Source organism: Celeribacter sp., from assembly GCF_048270365.1.
In the GTDB taxonomy this organism is placed as follows: domain Bacteria; phylum Pseudomonadota; class Alphaproteobacteria; order Rhodobacterales; family Rhodobacteraceae; genus Celeribacter.
Map to the genome: position 1 here is coordinate 32,596 of NZ_JBLWTA010000017.1, position 22,587 is coordinate 55,182.

19 protein-coding genes, 1 tRNA gene and 1 pseudogene are annotated in these 22,587 nt (G+C 57.5%); 8 read left to right on the top strand and 13 right to left on the bottom strand.

The window, feature by feature from the left end:
* The first annotated feature begins 13 nt into the window (after positions 1–13).
* A tRNA-Arg gene (locus ACN0X0_RS18260) sits at positions 14–90 on the top strand.
* 465 nt (positions 91–555) lie between these two features.
* Here ACN0X0_RS18260 and ACN0X0_RS18265 read toward each other — a convergent pair.
* The 5 genes and pseudogenes from ACN0X0_RS18265 to ACN0X0_RS18285 form a co-directional block, all read right to left on the bottom strand.
* Positions 556–1,752, bottom strand: a pseudogene (locus ACN0X0_RS18265) (IS3 family transposase).
* A gap of 78 nt (positions 1,753–1,830) precedes the next feature.
* Positions 1,831–2,820 carry a hypothetical protein gene (locus ACN0X0_RS18270; protein ID WP_417280330.1) on the bottom strand — a complete coding sequence of 330 codons (990 nt, stop codon included), beginning with the start codon at positions 2,818–2,820 and terminating at the stop codon, positions 1,831–1,833.
* A 168-nt stretch (positions 2,821–2,988) separates the two neighbouring features.
* Positions 2,989–3,621, bottom strand: a complete 633-nt coding sequence (locus tag ACN0X0_RS18275) for a hypothetical protein (protein WP_417280331.1) — start codon at positions 3,619–3,621, stop codon at positions 2,989–2,991.
* Between the two features lie 2 nt (positions 3,622–3,623).
* Positions 3,624–4,661, bottom strand: coding sequence for a hypothetical protein (locus tag ACN0X0_RS18280; RefSeq protein WP_417280332.1), 1,038 nt, complete (start codon positions 4,659–4,661; stop codon positions 3,624–3,626).
* Positions 4,662–4,717: 56 nt separating this feature from the next.
* Positions 4,718–6,481, bottom strand: a complete 1,764-nt coding sequence (locus tag ACN0X0_RS18285; protein WP_417280333.1) for a DUF4123 domain-containing protein — start codon at positions 6,479–6,481, stop codon at positions 4,718–4,720.
* Between the two features lie 471 nt (positions 6,482–6,952).
* Here ACN0X0_RS18285 and ACN0X0_RS18290 point away from each other — a divergent pair, with 471 nt between their 5' ends.
* The gene (locus tag ACN0X0_RS18290) at positions 6,953–7,921 is read left to right on the top strand and encodes an SH3 domain-containing protein (protein ID WP_417280334.1); all 969 of its coding nucleotides are present in this window, start codon (positions 6,953–6,955) and stop codon (positions 7,919–7,921) included.
* A gap of 213 nt (positions 7,922–8,134) precedes the next feature.
* Positions 8,135–10,213, top strand: coding sequence for a M13 family metallopeptidase (locus ACN0X0_RS18295; protein ID WP_417280335.1), 2,079 nt, complete (start codon positions 8,135–8,137; stop codon positions 10,211–10,213).
* Positions 10,214–10,508: 295 nt separating this feature from the next.
* On the opposite strand, the gene ACN0X0_RS18300 is transcribed toward ACN0X0_RS18295, so the two are convergent.
* Positions 10,509–11,288 (bottom strand): SDR family oxidoreductase, encoded by a 780-nt coding sequence (locus tag ACN0X0_RS18300; RefSeq protein ID WP_417280336.1) that lies wholly within the window; start codon positions 11,286–11,288, stop codon positions 10,509–10,511.
* Positions 11,285–11,614 (bottom strand): nuclear transport factor 2 family protein, encoded by a 330-nt coding sequence (locus ACN0X0_RS18305; protein ID WP_417280337.1) that lies wholly within the window; start codon positions 11,612–11,614, stop codon positions 11,285–11,287. Before ACN0X0_RS18305 ends, ACN0X0_RS18300 begins: the two co-directional genes overlap by 4 nt.
* Positions 11,615–11,770: 156 nt before the next feature.
* On the opposite strand from ACN0X0_RS18305, the gene ACN0X0_RS18310 reads away from it, so the two are divergent.
* The 4 genes from ACN0X0_RS18310 (at position 11,771) to ACN0X0_RS18325 (ending at position 15,889) form a co-directional block, all read left to right on the top strand.
* Complete coding sequence (locus tag ACN0X0_RS18310; protein ID WP_417280338.1) at positions 11,771–12,679, top strand: LysR family transcriptional regulator; 909 nt, start codon at positions 11,771–11,773, stop codon at positions 12,677–12,679.
* Positions 12,680–13,459: 780 nt separating this feature from the next.
* Positions 13,460–14,692 carry a dynamin family protein gene (locus ACN0X0_RS18315; RefSeq protein WP_417280339.1) on the top strand — a complete coding sequence of 411 codons (1,233 nt, stop codon included), beginning with the start codon at positions 13,460–13,462 and terminating at the stop codon, positions 14,690–14,692.
* Positions 14,693–14,716: 24 nt separating this feature from the next.
* Positions 14,717–15,451: a hypothetical protein gene (locus ACN0X0_RS18320; protein ID WP_417280340.1), complete on the top strand. Its 735-nt coding sequence runs from the start codon at positions 14,717–14,719 to the stop codon at positions 15,449–15,451.
* A gap of 132 nt (positions 15,452–15,583) precedes the next feature.
* A complete protein-coding gene (locus ACN0X0_RS18325) occupies positions 15,584–15,889 on the top strand; it encodes a hypothetical protein (protein WP_417280341.1) in 306 nt (101 codons plus the stop codon).
* Positions 15,890–16,218: 329 nt separating this feature from the next.
* Here the strand turns inward: ACN0X0_RS18325 and ACN0X0_RS18330 are convergent, their stop codons facing one another.
* The 5 genes from ACN0X0_RS18330 to ACN0X0_RS18350 all read right to left on the bottom strand — a co-directional run bounded on the left by ACN0X0_RS18330 (position 16,219) and on the right by ACN0X0_RS18350 (position 20,761).
* The gene (locus ACN0X0_RS18330; protein WP_417280342.1) at positions 16,219–16,821 is read right to left on the bottom strand and encodes a DUF6778 family protein; all 603 of its coding nucleotides are present in this window, start codon (positions 16,819–16,821) and stop codon (positions 16,219–16,221) included.
* A 106-nt stretch (positions 16,822–16,927) separates the two neighbouring features.
* Complete coding sequence (locus ACN0X0_RS18335; RefSeq protein ID WP_417280343.1) at positions 16,928–17,398, bottom strand: hypothetical protein; 471 nt, start codon at positions 17,396–17,398, stop codon at positions 16,928–16,930.
* 230 nt (positions 17,399–17,628) lie between these two features.
* Positions 17,629–17,877, bottom strand: a complete 249-nt coding sequence (locus ACN0X0_RS18340) for a hypothetical protein (RefSeq protein ID WP_417280344.1) — start codon at positions 17,875–17,877, stop codon at positions 17,629–17,631.
* The gene (locus ACN0X0_RS18345; protein WP_417280345.1) at positions 17,874–18,392 is read right to left on the bottom strand and encodes a Hint domain-containing protein; all 519 of its coding nucleotides are present in this window, start codon (positions 18,390–18,392) and stop codon (positions 17,874–17,876) included. The genes ACN0X0_RS18340 and ACN0X0_RS18345 overlap by 4 nt, the downstream gene beginning before the upstream one ends.
* Entirely contained in the window at positions 18,383–20,761 is a 2,379-nt protein-coding gene (locus tag ACN0X0_RS18350) for a Hint domain-containing protein (RefSeq protein WP_417280346.1), read from the bottom strand. Before ACN0X0_RS18350 ends, ACN0X0_RS18345 begins: the two co-directional genes overlap by 10 nt.
* A gap of 538 nt (positions 20,762–21,299) precedes the next feature.
* On the opposite strand from ACN0X0_RS18350, the gene ACN0X0_RS18355 reads away from it, so the two are divergent.
* Positions 21,300–22,205, top strand: a complete 906-nt coding sequence (locus ACN0X0_RS18355) for a LytTR family transcriptional regulator DNA-binding domain-containing protein (protein WP_417280347.1) — start codon at positions 21,300–21,302, stop codon at positions 22,203–22,205.
* A 188-nt stretch (positions 22,206–22,393) separates the two neighbouring features.
* Here the strand turns inward: ACN0X0_RS18355 and ACN0X0_RS18360 are convergent.
* Positions 22,394–22,587: PAAR domain-containing protein (locus ACN0X0_RS18360; protein ID WP_417280348.1), on the bottom strand; the 194-nt coding region annotated here is incomplete at its 5' end.

A 22,587-nucleotide genomic window follows, 5' to 3' on the forward strand; every position in this document is an offset into this window, starting at 1 on the left:
TCCCGCCTCCAGTGGACCGATAGCTCAGCTGGATAGAGTACTTGACTACGAATCAAGGGGTCGGGGGTTCGAATCCTCCTCGGTCCGCCACTTACCAAATGTTGGACGTCAGACGAACCTGGCCCAACCGTCAGAGTTGGACCAGAAGTCGGATGTGAGACGCTTGTGCAACGAGCGTCAAATCTAAAAACCGCGCCGATCAAACGATCCGGCGCGGTTTTTGTTTGTTTGGGGGATGTGAGGCGGGGCTGCTTCCGGCCCTTACCGGCCGTTGGTAAAGGATCCATCCAACGGCAGCTATATCAGCCGGAGTCCGCAGTCAGTGAGATTGGCGCCAGAGATTGAAAGTCAGCCACCATCACCACTCCACAGTTCGACGAGGTTCACATCACTGCTATCCGGTTCTTGCTCTTTCGGCAGTTTGTCAACTTGCATGAGCATCGGAATGTCAAAACTGGTTCCAGTTACAACGCAAGCACCTTGGGGAAGCGTCGGTATCTGCCCTCGAGAAAGGCTGTCCAACGTCGATATGGTGTTTGAGGTGCCCCTAGTTTCCTAGACACCTGCCTTGGTCAGTTTGCGCTGTCTATTTTCGAAGTCAACGGGCGACAGCATGCCGTTGTTCGTGTGTTTGCGTTTCGGATTGTAGAAGAGCTCAATGTATTCAAATACGTCCTGCCTTGCAGCGTCGCGTGTCAGATATGTGCGGCGTCTTATCCGTTCCCGTTTGAGGAGCTGAAAGAAGCTCTCGGCGACGGCGTTATCGTAACAGTTCCCGCGTCTGCTCATGCTGGCTTCCAGATCGTGTTGGTTGAGAAAGATCTGCCACTCACGGCTGGTGAACTGGGATCCCTGATCACTGTGGACCAACACCTTGTTCTTTGGCTTCCGTCGCCAGACGGCCATGAGCGTGGCCTGCATGGGCACGTCGGTCGTCATCTGTGGCTGAGCAGACCAGCCGACTACGCGGCGCGAGAACAAATCGATGACGACGCCAAGATACAACCAGCCTTCATGGGTTCTGATGTAGGTGATGTCGGTCACCCAGACTTGATCGGGTTCGGATACATGGAATTGCCGATCCAGAATGTTCTCGGCAACGATGGCGGGCTTTCCGCCATAGGGGCCCGGGCGACGTCGATAGCCCACTTGAGCCGCAATCCCGGCCAGGGATGCCAGCCGCGCGGCCCGGTTCCGGTTCTCGGATATCTGCTCGCCCAAGTCGCGCAGATCATCTGCCAGCTTACGATACCCATATACCTTGCCGCTCTCTGCCCACGCCTGCCGCATAAGTTCGGTCTGGCGTGCATCTTCCCGCGCTCGCCGGCTCAAAGGTTCCTTGAGCCATGCGTAGAAACCGCTCGGGTGAATGCCGAGACAGCGGCACATCAACCGAACCGAAAACACCGGCCGGTACTCCGCAACAAACGCGTACTTCACTTTGCATTCTGCGCGAAGTACGCGGCCGCGTTCGTCGGGGGAACGCCCCACAGGGGCCTTCCCTCATCCTCCTTACTTTAAGATATCGCGCTCCTCCGTCACCCTGGCCAGCTCGCGCTTCAATCGACGGTTCTCGGCTTCATGATCCACACCGGGCTTCGCAGTCGCCTCGCCGAACTGCTTCAGCCATTTGTAGAGAGAATATTTGCTGACGCCCAAACGCCGAGAAACTTCCGCGACCGGATAACCGCGCATCGTGATCTGATGCACCGCATCCCGCTTGAAGTCGTCGCTGTAATTGCTTGTCCCCATGTCGGACTCCTTGCCTCAAAATTAGGGGGCAAAGCGTCTACAAATCTAGGGGCACCTCACCTCCAAAATAACGCAGAATCATAGGATATTCTCACGTGTGACCAATGATCGCAGATCGGAAAAATTGGGGTCAGCCTTGCCGAGCGCGTCGAGTGCGGAAAGATACCACTCGGGCAGCTCCTGCGTTTTGAACGGGCGGGGCGGGAATTGCCCCATGGTCTGGCGCAGCAAAGGGTGATCCAGCGCAGGTAGTTCAAGGCCATGGGCCTGCCGCACGCGTAGATAGGCAAATACCGTGGTGGGCCATAGCATGTGATGCCATGTGTCGATCTCATATCCCTCCAAAGCCCGGAGATTGCCATCAGGGTTCGGTGTCGTGAACGTGATGTGGAGATCACACAAGGCGTCAACCGCCGCTTTCACCTTGGCCATATCTGTGGACATCACGCTGCGCGCGGCGCTGATATATCCGGGTTCGGCCTTGAGAAACAGCGCCTCCCAATCGATTTCTTCGCCCGCTTGTGCCGCGATCAGCTCATGCGCGAATGGCAATAGCTTTTGCTTGGGAAACTCCTCATCCGGAATCTCGGGCCTTGTGCCTCTTCGATTGCGCCAGAAAACCTGCCAACCATAGCCGGTCTCGTCCAGAACCTGACGCGATACCTTGCACAGTTCCGCAGCATTTGCCGCTTGTCCGATGGCGATCAGATCCACGATACATCCGCCAACATCCGCCATGTCCGGCCCCAGCTCAGGGCGGAAATGAAGCCAGTCACGGCATTGGGTCAACCGCTCGGCAAAGGCCATACGGGCGACTTGAAAATCCGGAGGAAGCAGATCTGAAAGATCGTCCTGCGAGAACAAATAGTCATCCAGCGAAACGCGGCTCTGCCAGACAATTGCGCCCCCGAGTTGCACCAAGGCGATGCCGACATCTCCGTTCTCTTGTGCGGCGAATGCTTCAAGTTTCGTGCGGTCTATAATCAGCGCTTCTTGAGCGGATTGGCGGCGCGTCCCAGCGCGAAAGTCACGCAGCTGCGCAAGGGTGAATCGAGGTTCGAGTGCCATATGTCCTACCAGATTTTTGTCGCAATTTCAGGGCGTCCGCCCGCTGAGGATAGATTGCTGGCATGATCCATGACAACCTCACCTTTACGAAGATACAGAGCAGGGCCGCGACCCTTTTGGGCGGCAGCCAGCGCTGCATCCAGAAAGTTCTGGTCCGCTGCGCTCAGTTTAGGATAGTTGTCGGCATTGCGTGCCCGTTGCAAGCGGCCCTTTACATAGTCTAACGGCGTCGGCGTTTTTTGACTTGTGCCGATGCTGGGAGGGCGACCGCGGACCCCCAGCGTCGATTTGATCTCGAACGCAACGAAGTCGCCGACATTCGGGGGCGGCGGGGGGGGGCGCATGGGCAACACGGGCAATTGCATCGACGCCGTGGCCTGATGCGTTTTGAAACTGGTGCACGTCAGTGAAACGCACTTGCTTGCCCCAGATTGAGTCAAAAATCCCGGCCCCTCGCAGACGAGAGACAAAATGCGCCTCCCCTATATCTCCGATCGTCTTGGACACCCGTTCCGCCAATGCGCCGCCCCACAAACCGTCGGTCTTGATGAAGCGCTCGGCTTCGGCCTGATTGCGGGCGATAACCTCGTAATAGCTGTCAACCGTGGTCATCCCCTGAGTGGAGCCGCGTGTCGGTGCGACGACGCGCACCAGCCATTTGCCGGACGAAGATGGATAGGGCGCGATTTCGACGGAATAACCTTTACGCAGACGCGCAGCGATACCGGTCAATCGGCGGAACGTCGCACCGTTGGCGGTCGAGCGGACTGACCCGTTTCTAAGAACATTCAACTTTGCCATGACTATCGAGACTGCGCCTCAAGGGGGATGCTTTCGGCATCAATGATATCAATGTCGCCCTCCGCCGGAGTGCAAGACGTCGGAATGGCCGATCTTGTCGCATAGAGCCCACCCGCCAAAAGCCCGACCCTACCGCCGAAGCCGATCACGATATTCAGTGTATTGAACACGATCTCTCCTGTCTGCTCACCTGAACGCCCATTGCTCGTCCGCCCAAGATACCTGAAGGTTTCGCGCAGCGGATTATAGCCACTGCGCCGCCCGCCCATATATCCCGTGATGTATTCCACCCCCTGCGATGTCTCGAACAGGATCACAGCGGAGGCCGCCAGACGTGCGCCGACGGTTGTTGCAACACGCAGCGCAGCAGTCCCGATGCCAACTCCCATAAAGACCGAAACGATATTCAACGCGAACAAATCGGCGAGGCGGTTCTCTCGGTGCCGGGCCGCCTCATCTACAAAGCGAATAATGGAACGCGCCACGCCTGCGGCGTCGCCGATCGGGTTGATCTCGCGGGTGTGCCGCCCCCATCGCGCAACGACATCGACCTGAAGGCTCATCGACACCTTGATCTCATAGATGGCATCGTCCATCAGACCCGGTGTCTCCAGGCGGGTGTTGTCGGGGCTATCGGTAAACCAGCCTGACCCCCGGATGATTTCCAATCCCTCGCTTTCAAAGACCAGCACGCAATAATGAGTTCTGCGGTCACCAACTTCGGGACGGGGTGGAAAGAAGTTGGTGAGCCAATCCATCGCGGCATCACTGTCTTCGCCGCCTTTCTGGCGAACAAGCTCGTCGTAGACGTCGAAAATAAACTGCATTTCGGGGTCCTGACTTTGCATCAGTCGGCCCAGCGAAATCGACCCTGTCTCATGCTCGCCAGGGTATCCGAACAAATCCGACCAACCGTCCGCGTCAGCCCCTTCGGCAAGTGGAAACACAACCGGGCCGGGACACATCCCCTCGGTGCCTTCCGGGATCGGAGACAGCTCGGTCTCCGGATCGTCTGCGGGGTCTACCAGTTCATCTTCCATGAAGAAGACCTTTCTCGTTAAATGGCGGCACACTCGGTAACAACCTCTGTTTAAAACTAAACGCGTTGGAGGTCTTGCAAAAATTCCGGTTCAAGCAAAGCGTCGCTCATGTATCCCGCTCCGTAAACGTAAGCGAAGAAAACACTTATTGTACTTGGTTCCTCGACAGCGGCATTCAGCGTCGCGCGAACAATATCATCGAAGCTGTCGCCCCAGAGGTTCATCGCGCGCCCATCGTTATGTCGCAACCAGTGTTCCAGAGCTGCAAAACTTGCAAAAGCACCATCGTCGATCATCTCGCGCATGCGTGCCCTGTCCAGATTGAACAAGACAGGTTCGATCTCTTTCAAGGTATCGAACAACGTCTCACCCGTTGTGTCATGTTTTAACGCATGTCGTGACAGTCCAACACTCATGTATTTGGGATCATCCAGGAACCTGTGCCCCAGTCTCGTCATCGCGACAGCGAGACGACATCGGCCAAGCTCGCTCGTCATCCCGAGACCATAACTTTCGACCCAGGCAGCGCGCATATAGTTTTCTGAGATTGCATCCAATCCGCTTCGTTCAGGGGTCCGGCGATGCATTACTTTATGGAGATAGTCGCAGCAGGTGCGAAAACTGCGCACGCGGTTGACCTGGGCCAGTCGCGCTTTGAGATTGCTGTCAATAATCGGCGTTGCCGCCTGCGCTGAAGGTTCTGTGCGCGGGTAAGTTATGACGCGGCAACTGGACCTGTTGCTGTCTGGAATCGCAATTTTATCAATGGTCTGATCTTCGCCGTTAGATGTTGTCAGAAAATTGCGCAAAAAAGACGGGTTGCAATGTAGCCAATCGACGAAGGCGCTGAAGGCATCGCTTTCCCAGTATCGCAAGTAATGCCAATCCCCGCTATCATCCCGCAACCGGACAAACCTTTTCAGGTGGCGGGCAAGATCACCGATCTCGAGCGAACTGCGTAAAATAACGACAGGGTCTTTGCGCCACAAGCTGGTGAATGAGGGCTTGTCGGGCGCATCTGTAAACAGCGAACGTGTAAACGCGTCGTCCTCTGCGAGAGCGACCAGCCATGGTGCAGATTTTGCGAATTTTTCGCGCTGCTCACCTTCGTATAGGCATAAGGCCGGTGTGGAGCCACGGCTCAAGCGCAGGTCCAGATTATCGACCTTTCGAGCGCATACTAAGCCATAAAGATGGTGGGGCTCGCAAGAGAGCACTTCGCTCAATTCAGGTGGTATAGATCGTGTTGGATACACGCCAAACTGTGAATCCAAAGGAGAGACGGATAGATGCTCGTCTTCGAAGCCCAGCCAGTGTCCAGCCAATGTTGCGGTACCGTCTGCCCGATCCAACACATCGATCCATATTCCATTGATTGCCGTGTGTTCTGGATTAAATTTAAGAGCCTCTATGCTGACGGCTTCAGGCGTACTCATAAACAGCAGTTGCCCGCCGATAGAGTCAAGTCGTGCGCGAAGTAGGGTATCCATCGCCTGAGGAGACGGTGCCGGACAATAGGCCTGTGTCCAAACCCTTTTCCGTTCCAATAATATTTCACACTGAGCGGAAAATACGATCATTTCGCCCCTAGATTTTAAATGCAACGTCCCGCTCTCTCGCGGATATGGACGCAAATATACCGGGGTGCGCTTAATTGCCAACATGACAATTTCTGTTTGAGAGCGATGAGGGCCAATGGCGTCGCAGGCGTTATGATTGCTGGGGCTATTGCTGCCTCTGCCGCCGCAGCGCGGGTCATTTGATAACGGCCTGATCGTCAGGTTGTGCCCCAAATCGCCGAAATCCAGCTCTCCCGCCAAACGCGACCTTAGCCCCATTCGCGAAAAACAGGACTGATGTGCAGACGGAATGCGATCAGCGCCTGTCCTGCGGGTTCTGGGCGAACTCGGGAGGGGCAAGCGGTCGTGCCAGTACGCCGTTAAAAACAGTGGCACCAGTCCTCTCTTCATTGCTGTCATTTCAAAAATCGCCCTCTAACGGAGATCCCAAAGTCGGGGAGTCGTTGAACAGCACCACCAACTTATCGAGCATTTTCTTTGTCTGCTCGTTCAGGCTACGAAGAGTCCCATTCAGGCGCTGGATGAATGGCTCTGGCACCTCCGTCGGACCGAGTTCCAGAGCTCCTCCGGGCATGACACACCGCGGCTAAAGGTTCTTGTAGGTAAATCCATGAAACCATGATACGGTGCGAACAAGACTGCTGTTGGCCTGAGTGAAGGTTGCGTCGTGGGCCAACTCCAACGTTCTGGACGATCAGAGGGCAGGTTCACATGAAGATTTCGACACTTTTTCTGATCATCTTCGCCTTGGTGGCACCGTCAATTGGCGCTGCTCAGCCGATATCGGAGCAACGGGTGTCCTTTGCCTCGGGCACCAGCGGTACGACACTTCAAAGCCGGATCGAAGGGTCGCAGATCGTCGACTACATCCTTGGTGCTCGGGCCGGTCAGGTCATGACAGTGGATTTCGCGCCGACAAACCCCTCTGCCTATTTCAACGTCATGCGCGGTACCGATCCAACGGCGATCTTCATCGGGTCGACCAGCGGTAACAGCTTCTCCGGTGCGTTACCGGCGGATGGAGATTATCGCATCAGGGTCTATCTGATGCGGAGCGCGGCCCGGCGGAACGAGGCCGCAGATTTCACCTTGAACATCGGCATCGGCGGCGCAACGCCAGCCCATACTGCGTCGAGCGACTATGCCGACGGTCTGGCCGGAGGGCCGGACTGGTGGTCCGTTGCCGGCGTGGCGGGGGGCGACTTATTGAACGTCCGCTCCGGACCGGGGACCTCGAACCCGGTGGTCGGTCAACTGGGCAACGGCGACCGGGTTCGCAACCTCGGCTGCCGCATGAACGGCCAGACGAAATGGTGCGAAATCGAGATGCCGGGCGATCAACCCCTAAGGGGGTGGGCAGCGGGCCGCTATCTAAGAGAGGCGGCGACCGCGTCCACACCCAATCGCGAGGCCTCTGGCATGATCCCCTGCGCATTGGCGGTCGGGCAACCGATGGCGACCTGCACCTTCCGCGTCTCTCGCGGGTCTGGCGGGACGGCCAGCGTGTGGGTGGCGCTCCCGTCGGGCGGGGAACGTTACCTCGATTTTCGCGAAGGGCGGCTGATTGGCAGCGATCCGGGCATGCAGGTGTTTCAGGACCGCACGGGCGATCTGAACATCATCTCGATCAACGGAACAGAACGTTACGAACTCCCGGATGCGATCCTCTTTGGCGGATAGCTGTCTGACGTTGGATCGCGTCACAATTCAGACGCGTAAAAAGAAGACCATACCAAAATACGCCCTTTGGTCGGCGAGGCAGTTTCAAGAGCGGACTACAGCGTAAGACGGCGAGATTTGCGCCATTTTGCGCTATGACGTTCAGAAAGACTGCATTTGCGGTGGCGGCGGTGTTCCACCTCGTCGCCGACCGCCGGAGACCAATGCCTCAGAATGACCAGGGAGACCCCGATGATCCGTTCGCTTTTGACCACCGCCACGCTTTGCGCACTTGCCGCCCCTGGGCAGGCGCAGGAAACACTGCTCGCCCCGACGCCAGATGAGCTGGCCTTCTCGGTCGAGAACATGGATCGCAGCGCCGATCCCCGTCAGGACTTCTATCGCTATGCGGCAGGCGGATGGATGGATCGAGTCGAGCGTCCGGCACGGTTTCCCACCTACGGTATCTTCACCATCATGAACGACCGGCTGACCAAGCAGGTCGCCCTCGCCGCCGCCGAGGCAGGCAAGTCCGCAGGGGATCAGCCAAAAGGGTCCCCCGCCCAGCAGGTTGGTGATTTCTACAACGCCTTCATGGATGTCGAAGCGATCGACGAGGCGGGGATAGATCCGATCAGGCCGATGCTGGATGAAATCGACGCGATCTCCTCATTGTCCGATATCACGCCTTTCATGGCGTCACAGGCGGCAACGGCAGGTCCGGGCCTGTTCGCCATGTTCGGTCCGGGGCAGGATCCGGAGGACAGCGGCAAGTTCGCCCTTTACGCGGTCGGTCAGGCCTTCGGGATCGACCGTCACTTCCTTGAGCTTCTGCGCGCCGAACCGGGCGACAGCGCGCTGATCCCTTATCATGACTCCATCCGTAAACTGATGGAGATTGCGGGCTACACATCGGAAGATGCCCTGCGGATCGCCGACAACTCGATCGCCATTGAAACGGCGCTCTACAGCGGTTTCCTGACACCTGAAGAGTTCAAGGAACCAAAGATGCGGTCCGCCAAATTGCCCTTCGACGAAGCCGCCGCCCAGGTGCCCGAGATCGACATCCCGCTCTATCTGGAGATGGTCGGCTTCGAGCAGCCCGACGAATTCGTCATGTTCCAACCCCGCGCGCTGCCCCGCTTGTCGGAGGTTCTGCGTGAGACGCCCCTGAATGATCTGAAGGACTACATGGCCTACCGGATCGTGCAGAACTATGCGCCCTTCCTCGACACGGCCCTTCGCGAACCGAAGCTCGATCTCTTCGAGGCCCTTGTCGGCGCGCGCCCGGATCTACCTCGTTCCGAACAGGTCTACGATCTCCTGAAAGAGAAGATGGGGCACCCGGCCAGCAAGGTCTTCGTCGACCAGTTCTATCCTGACGGCACGAAGGAAGACGTGCTCGACATGGTTGAGCGGATCAAGGCCGTCTTTCGCCACCGGATCGAGACCAGCCCATGGCTGTCCGACCCCACCAAGGCCGAAGCACTAAGCAAGGTCGACAGTTTCTATTACAAGGTCGGCTACCCGGACAATTGGATCGACTACAGCGGCGTCGAGATCGGCCCCGACCCGGTGGCCAACATGATCGCCCTCGGTCGCTTCGAGATGGAGCGCACCATCGACAATCTGACCCGCCCACCCGAACACGAGGAGTTCAACGGTGAATCGACCCTGCCGATCGCGATGAATGCGGCCTACACACCGCAGATCAACGGGTTCGAAATCACGGCCGCAATCACCATGGCACCGGCCCTCTCGCCCGACATGGACGCGCCGTTGAAGTTCTGCCGGATCGGCGCGGTTATTGGGCACGAGATGACCCACGGCTTCGACTTCAGCGGACGCCAGTATGACGCGACCGGCAACCTGCGCGACTGGTGGACCCCCGAAGACACCGAGGCCTTTATCGTCGAGGCGAAGAAGCTGGTCGAACAGGCCGACACTTTCGAAGTGCTTCCAGGTCTCAACATCAACGGCGCGCTCGGCGTGGGCGAGAACATGGCCGACGTGGGCGGCATCACCCTCGGCTACGAGGCGCTGAAGGTCTACCTCGAAGAGCACCCGGAGGAAAACGTCGAGATCGACGGCATGTCACCTGCCGAGCGCTGCTTTGTCGGCTGGGCGCAGTTCTGGGCGTCGAAGCAGACGGATCAGTTCTTGCATACCATCGTCACCAACGACGGCCATGCGCCAGACTACTACCGGTCGGTCGCCGCGCTCCAGCATGTGGACGCATTCTATGAGGCCTATGGCATAGTCGAAGGTGACCCGATGTGGTTGCCCCCGGAGAAGCGGGCCCGGGCCTGGTGAGGCGCAAAAAGCCGGTTGTGGTTCACTGAATCCGGTGCGATGCGTCTCGTAGACGAGAGCGGTCATTCTCTACATTTTACCCGAAAATCCGCTTCGGGCCGACTGTTCCCGGCCGGCCCAACTTCTTAGAGTTCCAGCGCTTCCGAGATGGCGAGCGCATCTTTGATGTTGGACGTCAAGGTGGCGCACAATCCCCTCCATCTTCGTGTGGTCGAGCACCGCTGACCTCAGCGTCCTTGGTCTACGAGAAGAGCCTTTTGAAAGGTACAGGAGCCGCGGGCGGCGATAAGGGTGATCACGCTGTCGGCACGGTTCCGCCATCGATCACGTATTCAGTGCCTGTTATGGTCCCCGCGCGGTCCGACGCGAGGAAGGCGACCAGGTTCGCGATTTCGCCAGGTTTTGACGGACGCCCGATCGGCACCCCGCCCAGCGAGTCCATGATCATTCGCTTACCCGCTTCCACGTCAACTCCGTGCTCCGTCGCGAGGCGTTTGGCCAGTTCGACGGAGGACTCAGTTTCGATCCAGCCCGGAGAGACGCGGACAACCCGCACACCCTTTGGCGAGACCTGTTTCGACAGGCTCTTGCTGTAGGTGGACAGGGCCGCCTTTGCGGCGGCATAGGCCGTCGTCGCCTCTGGCAGCGGCAGTTCGTGCTGGATAGATGTAACGTGGATCACGACGCCGCTGCCCCGGGTCTCCATCTCCGGAACGAGCGCGCGATCAAGACGCACCGCCGGCATCAGGTTCAGATCAAGCTCGCGCCGCCATTCGTCGTCGCCGAGCGCCGTGTAGCCGCCCGCGGGCGCCGAGGAACCGCCGAGCATGTGGACGATGATGTCCACGCCGCCCATCCTCTCGCGCACGGCCTCTGCCACCCTGTCGCAGCCATCGGGATGCGTCAGGTCAGCTGCGACGAATTGGTCTTCCGGCATCTCCGGCGGCCTTGTCCGCGCTGTCGTCAGAACGTCGGCGCCAAGCTCTTTGAACAGGGCCACGGTCGCACCTCCGGCACCGCGCGTACCGGAGGTGACTAGAGCCCGCTTTCCCTTGAGGGTCAGAAAGGGGCTCATAGCACGATCTCCAGTTCGGCGATCTTGTTCCCGCGAAGGACGAATAAATAGCGCAGGTCGACCGGGCTTCCGGGGAAGTTGCCGACAAGGTGGCTGGTGACAATCGTGCGCTGGCCGTCTTCCGCGATTTCGAACGGCTCTACCGTATAGGTGTATAGCGTGGAGGCATTGGCCATCCACTGCCGGATCGCATCGCGACCCGTGTAGGTATTGCCTTCGTCGATAACCGTGGCGTCCTGCGTGAAGACCTCGGCAATGGCCTGCGCATCGCCCTTCTTGTCGGCCGAGAAATACGCCTTAATCGCGTCTGGCAGTTCGATACTCATGATGGCTCTCCTGTCTGAGTAGGGATCGGTGGCAGCGACCGGTCTCGCCGCTTGACCTCTCGGATCGGGACCGGCGCCACGAGCTAGAATTTAAGGGTTTGACACAATGCGGATAAGTAGGACAAAATTGGATGTGGAGTTTGGATTTTCGGGATAATGGGAACCTACAAACTGGCCGATTTCGACGCGGTTCTCGCGATTGCCCGCAGGGGATCGTTTCGGGCGGCGTCGCTCGACGTTGGTATGTCCACGAGCGCACTCAGCAGCGCGATCTCAAAACTCGAGGAGCAACTCGGCGTGCGGCTCTTCAATCGCACAACCCGCAGCGTGTCGCTGACCGCCGCCGGGCAGCGCTTTGTCGATCAGGTCAGCCCGGCGCTCAAGGACATTCACGGCGCGATCGACACGGTGCGCTCGCAGCAGGAAACGCCCACCGGCATTCTGCGCATCAACACCTTCGCCACGGCGGGCCGGGAGATTCTGGCGCCGCTCGTCCTCGAATACCTCCGGCGGTTCCCGGGGGTACAGATCGACCTCGTGACCGAAGGCAACCTCGTCGACATCGTGGCGGACGGTTTCGATTTCGGGGTGCGCAGCCAGAACCTTGTGCCGACTGATATGATCGCCATCCCGCTCGGACCCGCGCGGCGCAACGTGGTCGTCGCGACACCCGCCTATTTCGAAGGCCGGGAGCCGCCGAAAGTGCCTTCTGACCTGATGGCGCATGCCTGCATTCGGACGCGCCTGCCGAACGGCGCCCTCTTTCGCTGGCAGTTCGAAGCCGAGGGCCAGCCGGTTCACGTCAATGTCGAGGGCCCGATCACGCTGGACGAAGCCAGCCTCGCGCGCATTGCCGTGCTCGATGGTCTCGGTATTGGGTTCTTCATGGAGTCGGACGTGCGAGAGGATATCGAGACGGGGCGGTTGGTGCGTGTTCTCGACGCCTGGACGCCGCCGCTGGCGCCGCTTTGCCTATATTATCCCAGTCGACGCAATCCGCCGGCGGCCTTCAAGGTCTTCATCGATCTCGCTCGGGAACTCGCGCGTTCCTCGAGAGCGAGGTGAAGGCGTCGAGTTCATCCCGTCGCAAAAGCACGCAGTGGGAGCCCAACATCAGTGCAGCGAACGATTGAGAGGCCCCTCACCGTTGCCCTTCGCGCATCCGATTCTGCCGCGCACTGTGCCGAAAGGCTGGTCCGGGGAGGGTGCCGTGGCCATCGGGCCGCGAAAATGGCCGGAACTGGCCCACTGGTGACGATGAAAACCCTCTTCGGAGGCGGGCGGATCGTCGAAATGCTGGTCGGAGAACAATTGCTGCGGATTTGTTGATCCGATCGGCAGAGTTCACACCGTCAGAGACCATTCATGTGATCTTTTTCGTAAACTGCGTCAAAGGCCGGATTCGGTTGGCAGCGGCTTGATGACGTCGTGGAGACCTCATAAACGACGGAATTTCTTAAATTTCCCACTTTTTCTCGCCTTAAAGATGAAAAGTCACAAAGATGCCATGTTGGGAAAATGGTTTTCCCACAAACTACTCTTTTGGAGCCAAGTTTCGAACACATCCGACCAGCGTCTAGGGGCGTTAATAAACTGTTAATCCTTCCTAAAGCAGGACGCAGAAAATGTCTGTAAATATCACTGAACTTAAAAATAGCTCTGGCTTCATCGGCGCATGTCGCAAGACGTCGATCTCACACAGCCACAAGACATATTGCGCTGTCTGGACAGGGTCCTGACCGTGCTCGACAGCCCCAAAACTGAACGATTTGCCGCCAAAACACAGAGTAAAGACTCGGATCCCGCCAACGCGCTGATCCAACGCTTGATGAGTAGGAGAAAGCCGTGAAAATTGCCCCCAATCAACGGCAGGAGCTAGATTTTCTGCGTGACACGTTGGACACGCTCGAACAATCGACCGATCGTGGCCTGCGCCAGAATTTCCGTGATCTGCGGACCCGGCTGGATCAGTGGGCGGCGAAGGTTGCCGTGATCGGTCAGGTTAAGGCGGGCAAATCCACGTTTTTGAACGCCTTCCTGCGCCAACACGATTTCCTGCCCTCGGACATCAATCCCTGGACCTCCGTCGTTACGAACATCCGGATCAATCTTCCGAGCGATCCGGCCTCCGGCGCGCGGTTCGAGTTTTTCGATGATGCCGATTGGCAGGAATTCATCACTGGCGGGACGAAAATCCGCGAGTTGACCGAGGCTTTGTTGCCCGGTTTCGACGCCGATCTGTTGCGCCAGCAAAGCGAAGAGATGCGGGAGCGCGCGCAGAAACGTCTGGGTAAGCATTACTACGCGCTTTTGGGCAGCCATCATGAATATGATTTCCTCTCCGCCGATCTGCTCAAACGCTATGTCTGCGCCGGTCCCGGTTCCGACGTTGGGTTGGAGCGGGAATCTTTGGGGCGCTACGCGGCGCTGACAAAAGTTGCCAATGTTTACATGCGTTTGCCGGAATTTCAGGTGCCGCTCATCCTGACCGACACGCCCGGCGTGAACGATCCCTTCCTTGTGCGCGATGAGTTCACCTGTCGCAGCCTCGACAAATCCGATGTCTTTGTCGTCGTCCTCTCGGCGCATCAGCCGCTGACCGATGTCGACGTCGCGTTGATCCGCATTCTGGCGAAACAGGATTCCAAGGATTGCCTCATCTACATCAACCGGATCGACGAGCTGGACGATTACGCCAGAGATGTGCCGCGCGTGATCAAGGACGTTTCTGAACGTCTCCACGCCGCCATTCCGGGGATCGACTTCCGCATCGTTGCGGGCAGCGCCTATATGGCCGATCTTGTGCTGCGCGACGATGAGGAGGCCGTGGCGGCGCGTGAGGCGCTCGATACGCCGGAACTGGCCGCATTCCTTCAGTCCCGTTACGGCGAGGTGCCTCTGGACGCGTTGGATCGGCTTTATTTGGCCTCGGGTCTCGATGAGGTCAAATCGGCGCTCTCCGAGACCATCGACCAAGGCGTCGGCCGCGAGCAGATCGCGCAGATTCTGGGTGACGTGCGTGCGGAGATCAACGGCGCGCAATTCGTCCTGCGGCGCGAACGCGACGCGTTGCAGTAACAGGTCGAAAGCATCCGCTCCGATGTGGCTGCGGCAGCGGCCGAAGATCTGGAAGAAGAGCTTGCCGAACTCCGCGCTCTTCAAAAGAAACTTGAGCACCATGTCGCACAGGCGGACGAGGGCATCGAGAAAATCCTGACCCGATCCTGGTCGGGGCTTGAGGCCAAGCTTTTGTCCTGTATCGACGGCTTCGTCGACGGGCAGAAGGTTGAGCTTCATGATCGTCTCATGATGTCGAGTATGCGCGATGTGGCGGACAAGCCGCTTGAGATTGACATGGCGCCCTTGCAGGAGGCGCTGGAAAATGCGGTGCAGAAAAGCTTTGGGAAATCCCGGGCGGGCACAGATGTTGCGCTGAACAATTGCATGCATCCTTGTCGTCAGGTGATCCGCGATCGTTTCCCGGACCCGACGGAAAGTATCCCGCTGGCCGATTTGCCTGGCGTCATCGTCAGTGGCCTATGTCCAAAACCTGACGCACAGGCCGCGGTGGTTTTGCGCGGCGATGCGACACAGGCGCGCCAAGTCGGTGTTTTTTGTCGCCGCTTGCAACAGAATTTGAGCCAGACCCTGAGCCATAGTGACGAAACGGGTGGGGTGTCCTCGCTCAATTTCTCGACCAAGGCGCACCGGATTTTGTTGCTTGATGTCGCTCAGGTCGGGCTTCTCTACATGATGCTCGATGCCGACGCCATGAGCCAGGGCAGCGCGCAAAGTGCCCTGTCGCGACTGTCCCGTGCGTTTGGCTCTGAGGTCTGATCCAAAACAGCGCGCGGTTTCGCAGATTGTTTCTGAAACGACGCCAAACTGTCGCCGACCCGTCGCTTGCCTCGCAAGTCGATCACCATATCCTGAATAGGATCGGTGAAACCGGCGAGAGGAGGCTACGGCATGGCGACGTCCAACCCGGGCAAGGGCACTGAATGGGGTCCATGGATACGCCATGACGGCAAAGGCTGCCCGGTGCGCCCCGGCACACTTGTTGAGGTGGTCTGCGAGGATCGTTTCGGCTTTACCATGCGCCAGCTCTCAATCGTCTGCGGTGGCAGCTATTCGTCGTGGAACTGGACACATTTCCCGGAGTTAAAACGCATCCTCCGCTACCGTGAGCAAAAGCCCAAAAGCCTGCCGATGCAAACCGCGCGCGAGCGGTCGCGGGATATGCCATCACATCCTCGCGGTGTCTCCGTAGACTGAACGCCCCCACAAGGCCCATTCGGATGAGCCTTACAGGTGGCTGTCGTTGCGCCAACTGGCGTCAGCGGGTTCTTATGATCCGGGCGACGACGAGCTTGTTCCGCCTTTCGCTCTGCGCCTCCGGGCTGTCTTGGGCGCCGCCATGCGTGGTGGACCACTCGGGGTGTCGAGATATTCGGCGATCATGTCACGCTCTGCCGCGGTAAAACGATCATGCGCTCGCGAATGTCTTGCCACTTCGCGAGCGCATGGAGCCTGAGGCCCGCCTGCGCCATCCGTGGTCAGGTCTTCGGCCAACAGAGCGCGTGGTCAGCACGCCAGTGTGGGCGCTATCGTCCCAACCGCTCGAATTCAGTGCGATTGTCCCGACCAATACCAAGCCAACCTCGGGTCGTCTCCGCGATCTTTGCCACGATGCGGTTGCGTTCGACGATCCCGTCCTCTCCGCCATCTACCGCAACGAGCGCGCGGCCGTCGGACGCGATCATTTGCTCCGGGACAATCACTGCATCGGTTCGGGCATCTCGCACTTCGATCTTGTATCGGACGCTTTCCACGCCCGTCCCTGAGGGGGCGCTGTGAAAGGCTCTTGGGGTCAGCGCATGGAACTGGACCAGTTCGACGTCAAAAACGACGGGCACCGGGCCTTTGAGCGTTTTGCTGCCTTGGGAGAGGCCCTCTTCGAGGATCTCCGCGACCTGCGCGCGTTTGTCTCCCGGGCCATCGCCGTACCAGACGATATCTTCATTGGGGATCATGATATTGATCGTGTTGACCTCCAGGTCTTCAGGGACATCGACATGGATGGCCTTGACGGTCCAGGCCCTGGAAGCCTCAGGCGAGATCGGCGCGTAGTCCACCAGAAATCCGGAACAACCGGCAAGTCCGAACAGGGTGAGGGCGGAGAGGATTTTGCGGGAAACCGCTGACATGGAATTTTCCTTATACTAGTGACTCGAGAGGGCGTTGCTGTCGCCAAAGTTGACGGCAGGTGGTGTTCTTCAGAATTTGAGAGTCATGGGACTGAGGGGAATTTCTCTACCGTGCTGCATCCGGTCTGGATTGAAGAAAGCCGACGGCCTTCCACGGGATTACGAGCGCTTCCAAATCGTTACATCTTTTCATTTCCGCAGAAATATCGAAGCCCTCACAGGAGATGTCGTAGAGTTCGACCTGCCATCCCAGAGCTGAAAGAGAGGTTTCCAGGAAAATAGAGGGAGCAACGTCGAAGGTGACATCGAACCAGACGCGGCGGATCAATCTGATGGCTCGGGTGTTCCCGGAGATTTCCGGGAGGCACGGATGCAGGCGGGTCTGAAGATGCTCCGAGCCGTGCAGCAGACAGGTTTCCCGATCATGAGACGCCACATTTTGCTTGGACCGCTTCATCGGGTCTGAATGTGCTGCATCAAAACAGTCTCGGGCCAACCAAACCTTCCGGATCATTTTCGGGACATGATCCTGTTGAGGTCGTTTTTTCAGATTTCTGACCGTACTCGTAAAACCCATATGGTCCTCCTGATCACAAAATACCGCAACATCCTTGGGCGGCGTATCGATTGCCATTGATATGAAGCAGGCCAGGCCGGAGCGGGCTCCGTTGCAACCTCATCATTATTTGGGGGGCATGATGGGGTGCTGTTGATCCTGGCCTGCAGACCTCTCTCCGGTGAAAGGGGGCAAGAGAGAGGAATTCCGGAATTTCAGCGGCTTAGAAACGAAGGCTCTGTCGCTGTTCTTCACCTCATGCGACGAGACGTTTGGCGCGTTTGCACGGTGTCATCCTTGGCTGCACCATCGTCGAGGCCGGAAAGATCGAACGCGGCGACAGGGAATGCCGCAGGCTCCTCAAAAGCGGGCTTGGCCGGGGAATGACTTGGCGCGTTCCATAACCAATGTTCCGGCCCCGGCAGATCGCCACTGATGTTGACGACGCCGACCGCTTCACTCAAACGATATAGCTTATCGGGATCTGTGCGTTCGGTCATAGTGCACCCCACGGAGAGTGCCCGCCGCGTTGTCGGAGCAAATTGCACTGTGCGTCGCTCACGTATAGCGCGACATAAGAATAACTCTGTAGCAGCAAGCCATTGACGTTCATGATTTGCGGCAGCTCCGTAAAGAGCGCAATGTACTCGACGTCATGCATGACACAGGTCTGAATATCAAACGATTGCTCTGCCAGCTCCAAGGCACTGCATTGCTCAAGTGTGTTCAGGCTCTCTTTGCCCGCCGCCGAGAAAACGGTTTGCCCCGGAGAAACATGCACAACGTCTTGCGGCATATTTGGCCCCAAGGCACTGGGCCCAACGCGCAGCGGCCAGAGAGCGGTGTGCGAAGAGCGGTCTCCTTCGGTGAAGCGGATCGTGCGGGACAGAATGTCCACGATCGCGATGCTGCTGTTGAGCACCGGATCGAAAATCCGATCGCCGACAGCCAAGTCCTCAACCGCTTTGCTTTGGCCATCGCGATCGCACTGAATACGAGCCCCTTTCACCAACATGACGCCGCCCCCTGAACCATATGGCCACGCGCGATGGTCGGACGCAGCAAGGCCGCTTCATGGCTTTTCAAAGCCATGCGGGCCGTGGTTCTGTCGGCATCTGCATGGTCCGCGCCCAGCTCCGGGAAAAGCTCCAGGATTTCCGCCCGCGTGTCTTCGCACAGGGTGCCCAATCCTTCTTTGCCCGGGTGGAAACTTTCCGACCAGGCGCCTTCGGCGAGGATGATTTCATGGTCGTCGAACAGGATATGCCAATATTCGACCGTCCCGCCTTCGACTTGGCGCACATGTTTGCCGTCCAGCAGGTGTTTTGCGGCCACCAGAACTTCGCTGTGACCCACAAGCAGTTCCACCTCTACGCCCTTCATCAGCATCCGGTGGTTCGGTGACACCATCAGATCGCGCGCGTTGCCCAAGATGCCCTCAGGGATCAAAATGGGCGCGACCTTGCCCGTTGCCGGACGTTTGGTCGACCCGATCCAGCGCACCGGACGGAAGCCATGGTCACGTGTCAAAACCAGATCGTCGGGGGTGAGGTCTTGGACCGGAACCAGTCCAGACGCGGTGGTGATCAATGTCCCAGACACGAAGCAGATGACATTTGTGTTGTCCCAGGTCAGATCGGTCCCGGACACCGCAGAACCGCCATTCTCAATGGTCAGGCTGTTCCCCGCCCCCCAAGCATGGATGTCGTTTAAGATGCCGTCGTCGTCTTGGTCGGCGCGCATCCATTGCCGCGGATTTGTGATGACAGTCGGATCGATGTCCCCCGCGGCGACGGCGGCATCGTAATTTTCCTGATTATAAAAACCGGACAAATCCACGAAGTCATTGTTGGACTGGTCATCATCGTCGATCGCCCCGGAGTTCCCGGTGTTGAAATCGGTGATTGTGTCGTGGCCGTTGTCTGTCGGATCAAGGACGAAGGTGTCGTCCCCTTCCCCACCGGACATCACGTCGTCGTCTGACGAAGCCTCTACAGCGATAGGGTCGAAGTGGACATCAAGAATCCGTAAAGAGTGGCCAATTGAGGTCGTGTCATACTGATCCTGATAGACGATCTCAAAGTAGGCGACGGGACCCGCAATTTCGACCAAGGCGGAGCCATTGGGGTCACTATCATCGGTCCCCCCGGTCAAACTCGCTATCAAAGTGTTGCCTGACACCGTGTCATCCGGTGAAGCGGTGATCGTTACAGGAATCAGATTGCCATTCGCATCATAGGCATTGACCGTCACAAGCTCGGCCCACTCATCTACGTTACCATCGACATCGCCAAGTCGGAAACTTACATTTTCCACCTCATCCGTGACATTCCCTGTTGCAGCCGAGAAATCAAAGCGCACGGTTGCAATGTCAGTCCCAGAAAATGCGGGAGAATAAATTGACGCCGCCGAATGTGGGTCAAAGACCTCGCCCGGCGCTACATATTGCAGATTTGACGATTCAACAGAAAAGCTACTGGCCGCACCATCATTCGTAAAAGAAACGGTGACATTCATTTCACCGGTCGTCTGGGTGAATGTTGAGGGAATCGAGGATTCATCAGACCCGACCAAGTCCCACTGTAATGCCTCCGACGAAAGGACGACCTCCTCTGACCCATCACCATAAATGGTGTCGTCGCCATCCCCCCCATCGAGCGTGTCGTTTCCGGCACCGCCGTAAAGCGTGTCATCGTTTCTCTCGCCGTAAATCGTGTCATTTCCGTCGCCGCCGTAGACCGTGTCATTTCCCCGGCCCGCATAGACGGTATCGTTGCCGCCATAGGCTTCGATCAGATCATCATTCGATCCCGGGGCGCCTCCGATGTCGACACCTGCCCCAGTGTTGTCTCTGTTATCGACCATGTCGCCCTCGGGGTCGCCCGAGTAGCTCACATCAATAAAGTTATCGGCTTCAGTGCCTTCGACAATGCCGTCAGGGAGGCCATCGCTGAGGTCGATCGAGTACGGAGTATAGTTCCCGAGATACGTACCCAGCTCCTCGCTTGATAACACCTCGAAGGTGTCGATGACTGCATTTTCATATTCTTCTGGGACACTGGCCAGATACCAAAGGTAGTCGCCGTTTTCCAACTCGAGGACGCGGGCATTCTCTGAGGAGCCCTGAGCGTCCCAATTGATCACGGTGCCATCCGTCAGCGTCAACTCAACGTCGACGGCATAGACTCTCACAATGGTTGTTTCGACACCATCGACCATGATCGCGTCGCCAGAACCCTGGAAGTTATCGTTCGCGAGATCGAGGTCGAAGCTTTGCAAATCAGCCTCGGTGATCGTGTACTCCGTGCCGCTTGTCAGATCCAACGAGGACGTGACGTACGTGATGCCGCTACCATCATAGATAGGAACCCTGGTTAAAGCCATTTTACATCCCCTTTACTTATACACTCGCCCGGTCATCTGGGCTTGCAGATGTCGCGCGTAGGCTTTCGCCCCCATTCGTCTTTAGTGTCCCGCGTCGCGCCGTTGCTTCTTCGGCTCTCGCGCCACCGCCGGAATCGAAAAGTCGATCCATGATTTTCTTCACAAACCTCACGTTTGACGCGATGGTTTAGGGGCAAAGGGACGAAATTTGGGACGAAGGGACGGGCACGCTTTCGCCGCCTAAATGCGGTGTAAGCAGGGATAGAAACGCGAAATCAGCTCATCAAGTGAGGCCGCCGGCTTTGAGCGGCGTTGGCGTGCGAGGTCAGGGTGGAAACTGAATGAGCGGAGCTGTCTCGAGGCAGGACGGTTTCGTCACACTGACGAGAAACCTGATATTTTCCCCATAAATTTATCTTGTCTCGCCGAAATTGAGTCCATAATTGCCCGCACCCAACATTGAGCGCAGGTGCGCTCAGCGTCAGATGTGTGAGCATCGAGTGTTGTGAGAATCGTCAAGCCAATTAAAGTGAGCCAGATGGATAAAGCGAAGAAGCCGCCCGTGCAGGTGACCATGAAGTACCTGAATGGAACGTCAGTTTCATTTGGCGCGGATCAATGTATGACGATCTTTTCGCATCGTTTTCTTATGATAACGATGATGTCATTTATAATGATATTTACCCTACTTGCGCCGTGGGATAACGGAAATGCGCTCCCTTTCATTCATCGCTTTATTCTTCTGACTTTGACGGTCGTGTCAGGGTGGTTGCAGTTCTTTCTTTCAGTGCAACTCTACGCATACCTAATGCGCCGCAACAGGGTGGTTGTCGTCTGGTCTATGATCCTGGTGATCATATTGGTCGTGAGTATGACACCGTTCTGGTATTGGGTCACTTACCTTTTGGGAGGTGACTCTCTTACTCTCAAGTCTCTCTTCTTTCAGGTCGTATTTAACATCTTTGTCAATGAAATGCTGCTGACGATCGTCGGCAATTTCATCATCCCGAGCATCCTTAAGGACCTGAAAAAAAATGAACAAAGAGCCAAACCGGTTTCGGATGCCGCGAAGGATGTCCAAATGTCAGCTCCTGCGCACCCAAGATTGGTCAAATTGGGAGCTGAAACGCTTGATGTCCTGAGCATCGTCAAGATTGAGGCCCAACAGAATTATGTCCTGATCACCACCACCGATGCAGGCAATCGGATTGCGAGGATCAGTTTGTCCAGCGCCATTGACGCGTTGCCCAAAGACCTGGGGGCACGAATTCACCGAAGCTATTGGATTGCATACGGTCAGATCACGAAGGTCGATAAGGCTGCGAACGGATATCGAATAAGCCTGAGTGACGGAAGCACGCTGCCAGCGCCGCGCTCACGCTTTTTGGCGGAGATCGACATGAGCAAGCTCACCAAGAACCTACCAGATTTCGACATTGAGTGAACGCTTATTGGCAGGCTGAACCGCGCACCGAACTTACTCCAATGCCGTTCTCCCCAAATGCGTCGTGACCCATCTCTATCTGCAATTCAGGGGCGGTTACACCTTCGAGCCATCGATCATGTCATCTAAGGCTTTAATTTTCTGGTTCAGAAATGCGTGAGGGTGCACACCGATGTGACACGGTTTTCTCACCCGCCAATCGACACATCCCCCGACCCACTCGACACGCTTCCGCCGCAACCAATCGCGTCGCCGACGCGGCCAGCCGGTTTGCCGTTGATGAACACCGTCCCAGACCCGCCCGAGAGGCTGCGTCCGTGCGGCGGGTGTTTGGGTTTGGAATGCGGCGCGAAGCTGTCGCCTTGCCGGAGCGCAGGTTGGC

Excerpts from the sequence above, each read along its gene's own strand:
- ACN0X0_RS18270 (WP_417280330.1), bottom strand. The coding sequence starts at position 2,820 with ATGGCACTCGAACCTCGATTCACCCTTGCGCAGCTGCGTGACTTTCGC.
- ACN0X0_RS18275 (WP_417280331.1), bottom strand. The coding sequence starts at position 3,621 with ATGGCAAAGTTGAATGTTCTTAGAAACGGGTCAGTCCGCTCGACCGCC.
- ACN0X0_RS18280 (WP_417280332.1), bottom strand. The coding sequence starts at position 4,661 with ATGGAAGATGAACTGGTAGACCCCGCAGACGATCCGGAGACCGAGCTG.
- ACN0X0_RS18290 (WP_417280334.1), top strand. The coding sequence starts at position 6,953 with ATGAAGATTTCGACACTTTTTCTGATCATCTTCGCCTTGGTGGCACCG.
- ACN0X0_RS18295 (WP_417280335.1), top strand. The coding sequence starts at position 8,135 with ATGACCAGGGAGACCCCGATGATCCGTTCGCTTTTGACCACCGCCACG.
- ACN0X0_RS18300 (WP_417280336.1), bottom strand. The coding sequence starts at position 11,288 with ATGAGCCCCTTTCTGACCCTCAAGGGAAAGCGGGCTCTAGTCACCTCC.
- ACN0X0_RS18305 (WP_417280337.1), bottom strand. The coding sequence starts at position 11,614 with ATGAGTATCGAACTGCCAGACGCGATTAAGGCGTATTTCTCGGCCGAC.
- ACN0X0_RS18310 (WP_417280338.1), top strand. The coding sequence starts at position 11,771 with ATGGGAACCTACAAACTGGCCGATTTCGACGCGGTTCTCGCGATTGCC.
- ACN0X0_RS18325 (WP_417280341.1), top strand. The coding sequence starts at position 15,584 with ATGGCGACGTCCAACCCGGGCAAGGGCACTGAATGGGGTCCATGGATA.
- ACN0X0_RS18330 (WP_417280342.1), bottom strand. The coding sequence starts at position 16,821 with ATGTCAGCGGTTTCCCGCAAAATCCTCTCCGCCCTCACCCTGTTCGGA.
- ACN0X0_RS18335 (WP_417280343.1), bottom strand. The coding sequence starts at position 17,398 with ATGGGTTTTACGAGTACGGTCAGAAATCTGAAAAAACGACCTCAACAG.
- ACN0X0_RS18340 (WP_417280344.1), bottom strand. The coding sequence starts at position 17,877 with ATGACCGAACGCACAGATCCCGATAAGCTATATCGTTTGAGTGAAGCG.
- ACN0X0_RS18345 (WP_417280345.1), bottom strand. The coding sequence starts at position 18,392 with ATGTTGGTGAAAGGGGCTCGTATTCAGTGCGATCGCGATGGCCAAAGC.
- ACN0X0_RS18350 (WP_417280346.1), bottom strand. The coding sequence starts at position 20,761 with ATGGCTTTAACCAGGGTTCCTATCTATGATGGTAGCGGCATCACGTAC.
- ACN0X0_RS18355 (WP_417280347.1), top strand. The coding sequence starts at position 21,300 with ATGGATAAAGCGAAGAAGCCGCCCGTGCAGGTGACCATGAAGTACCTG.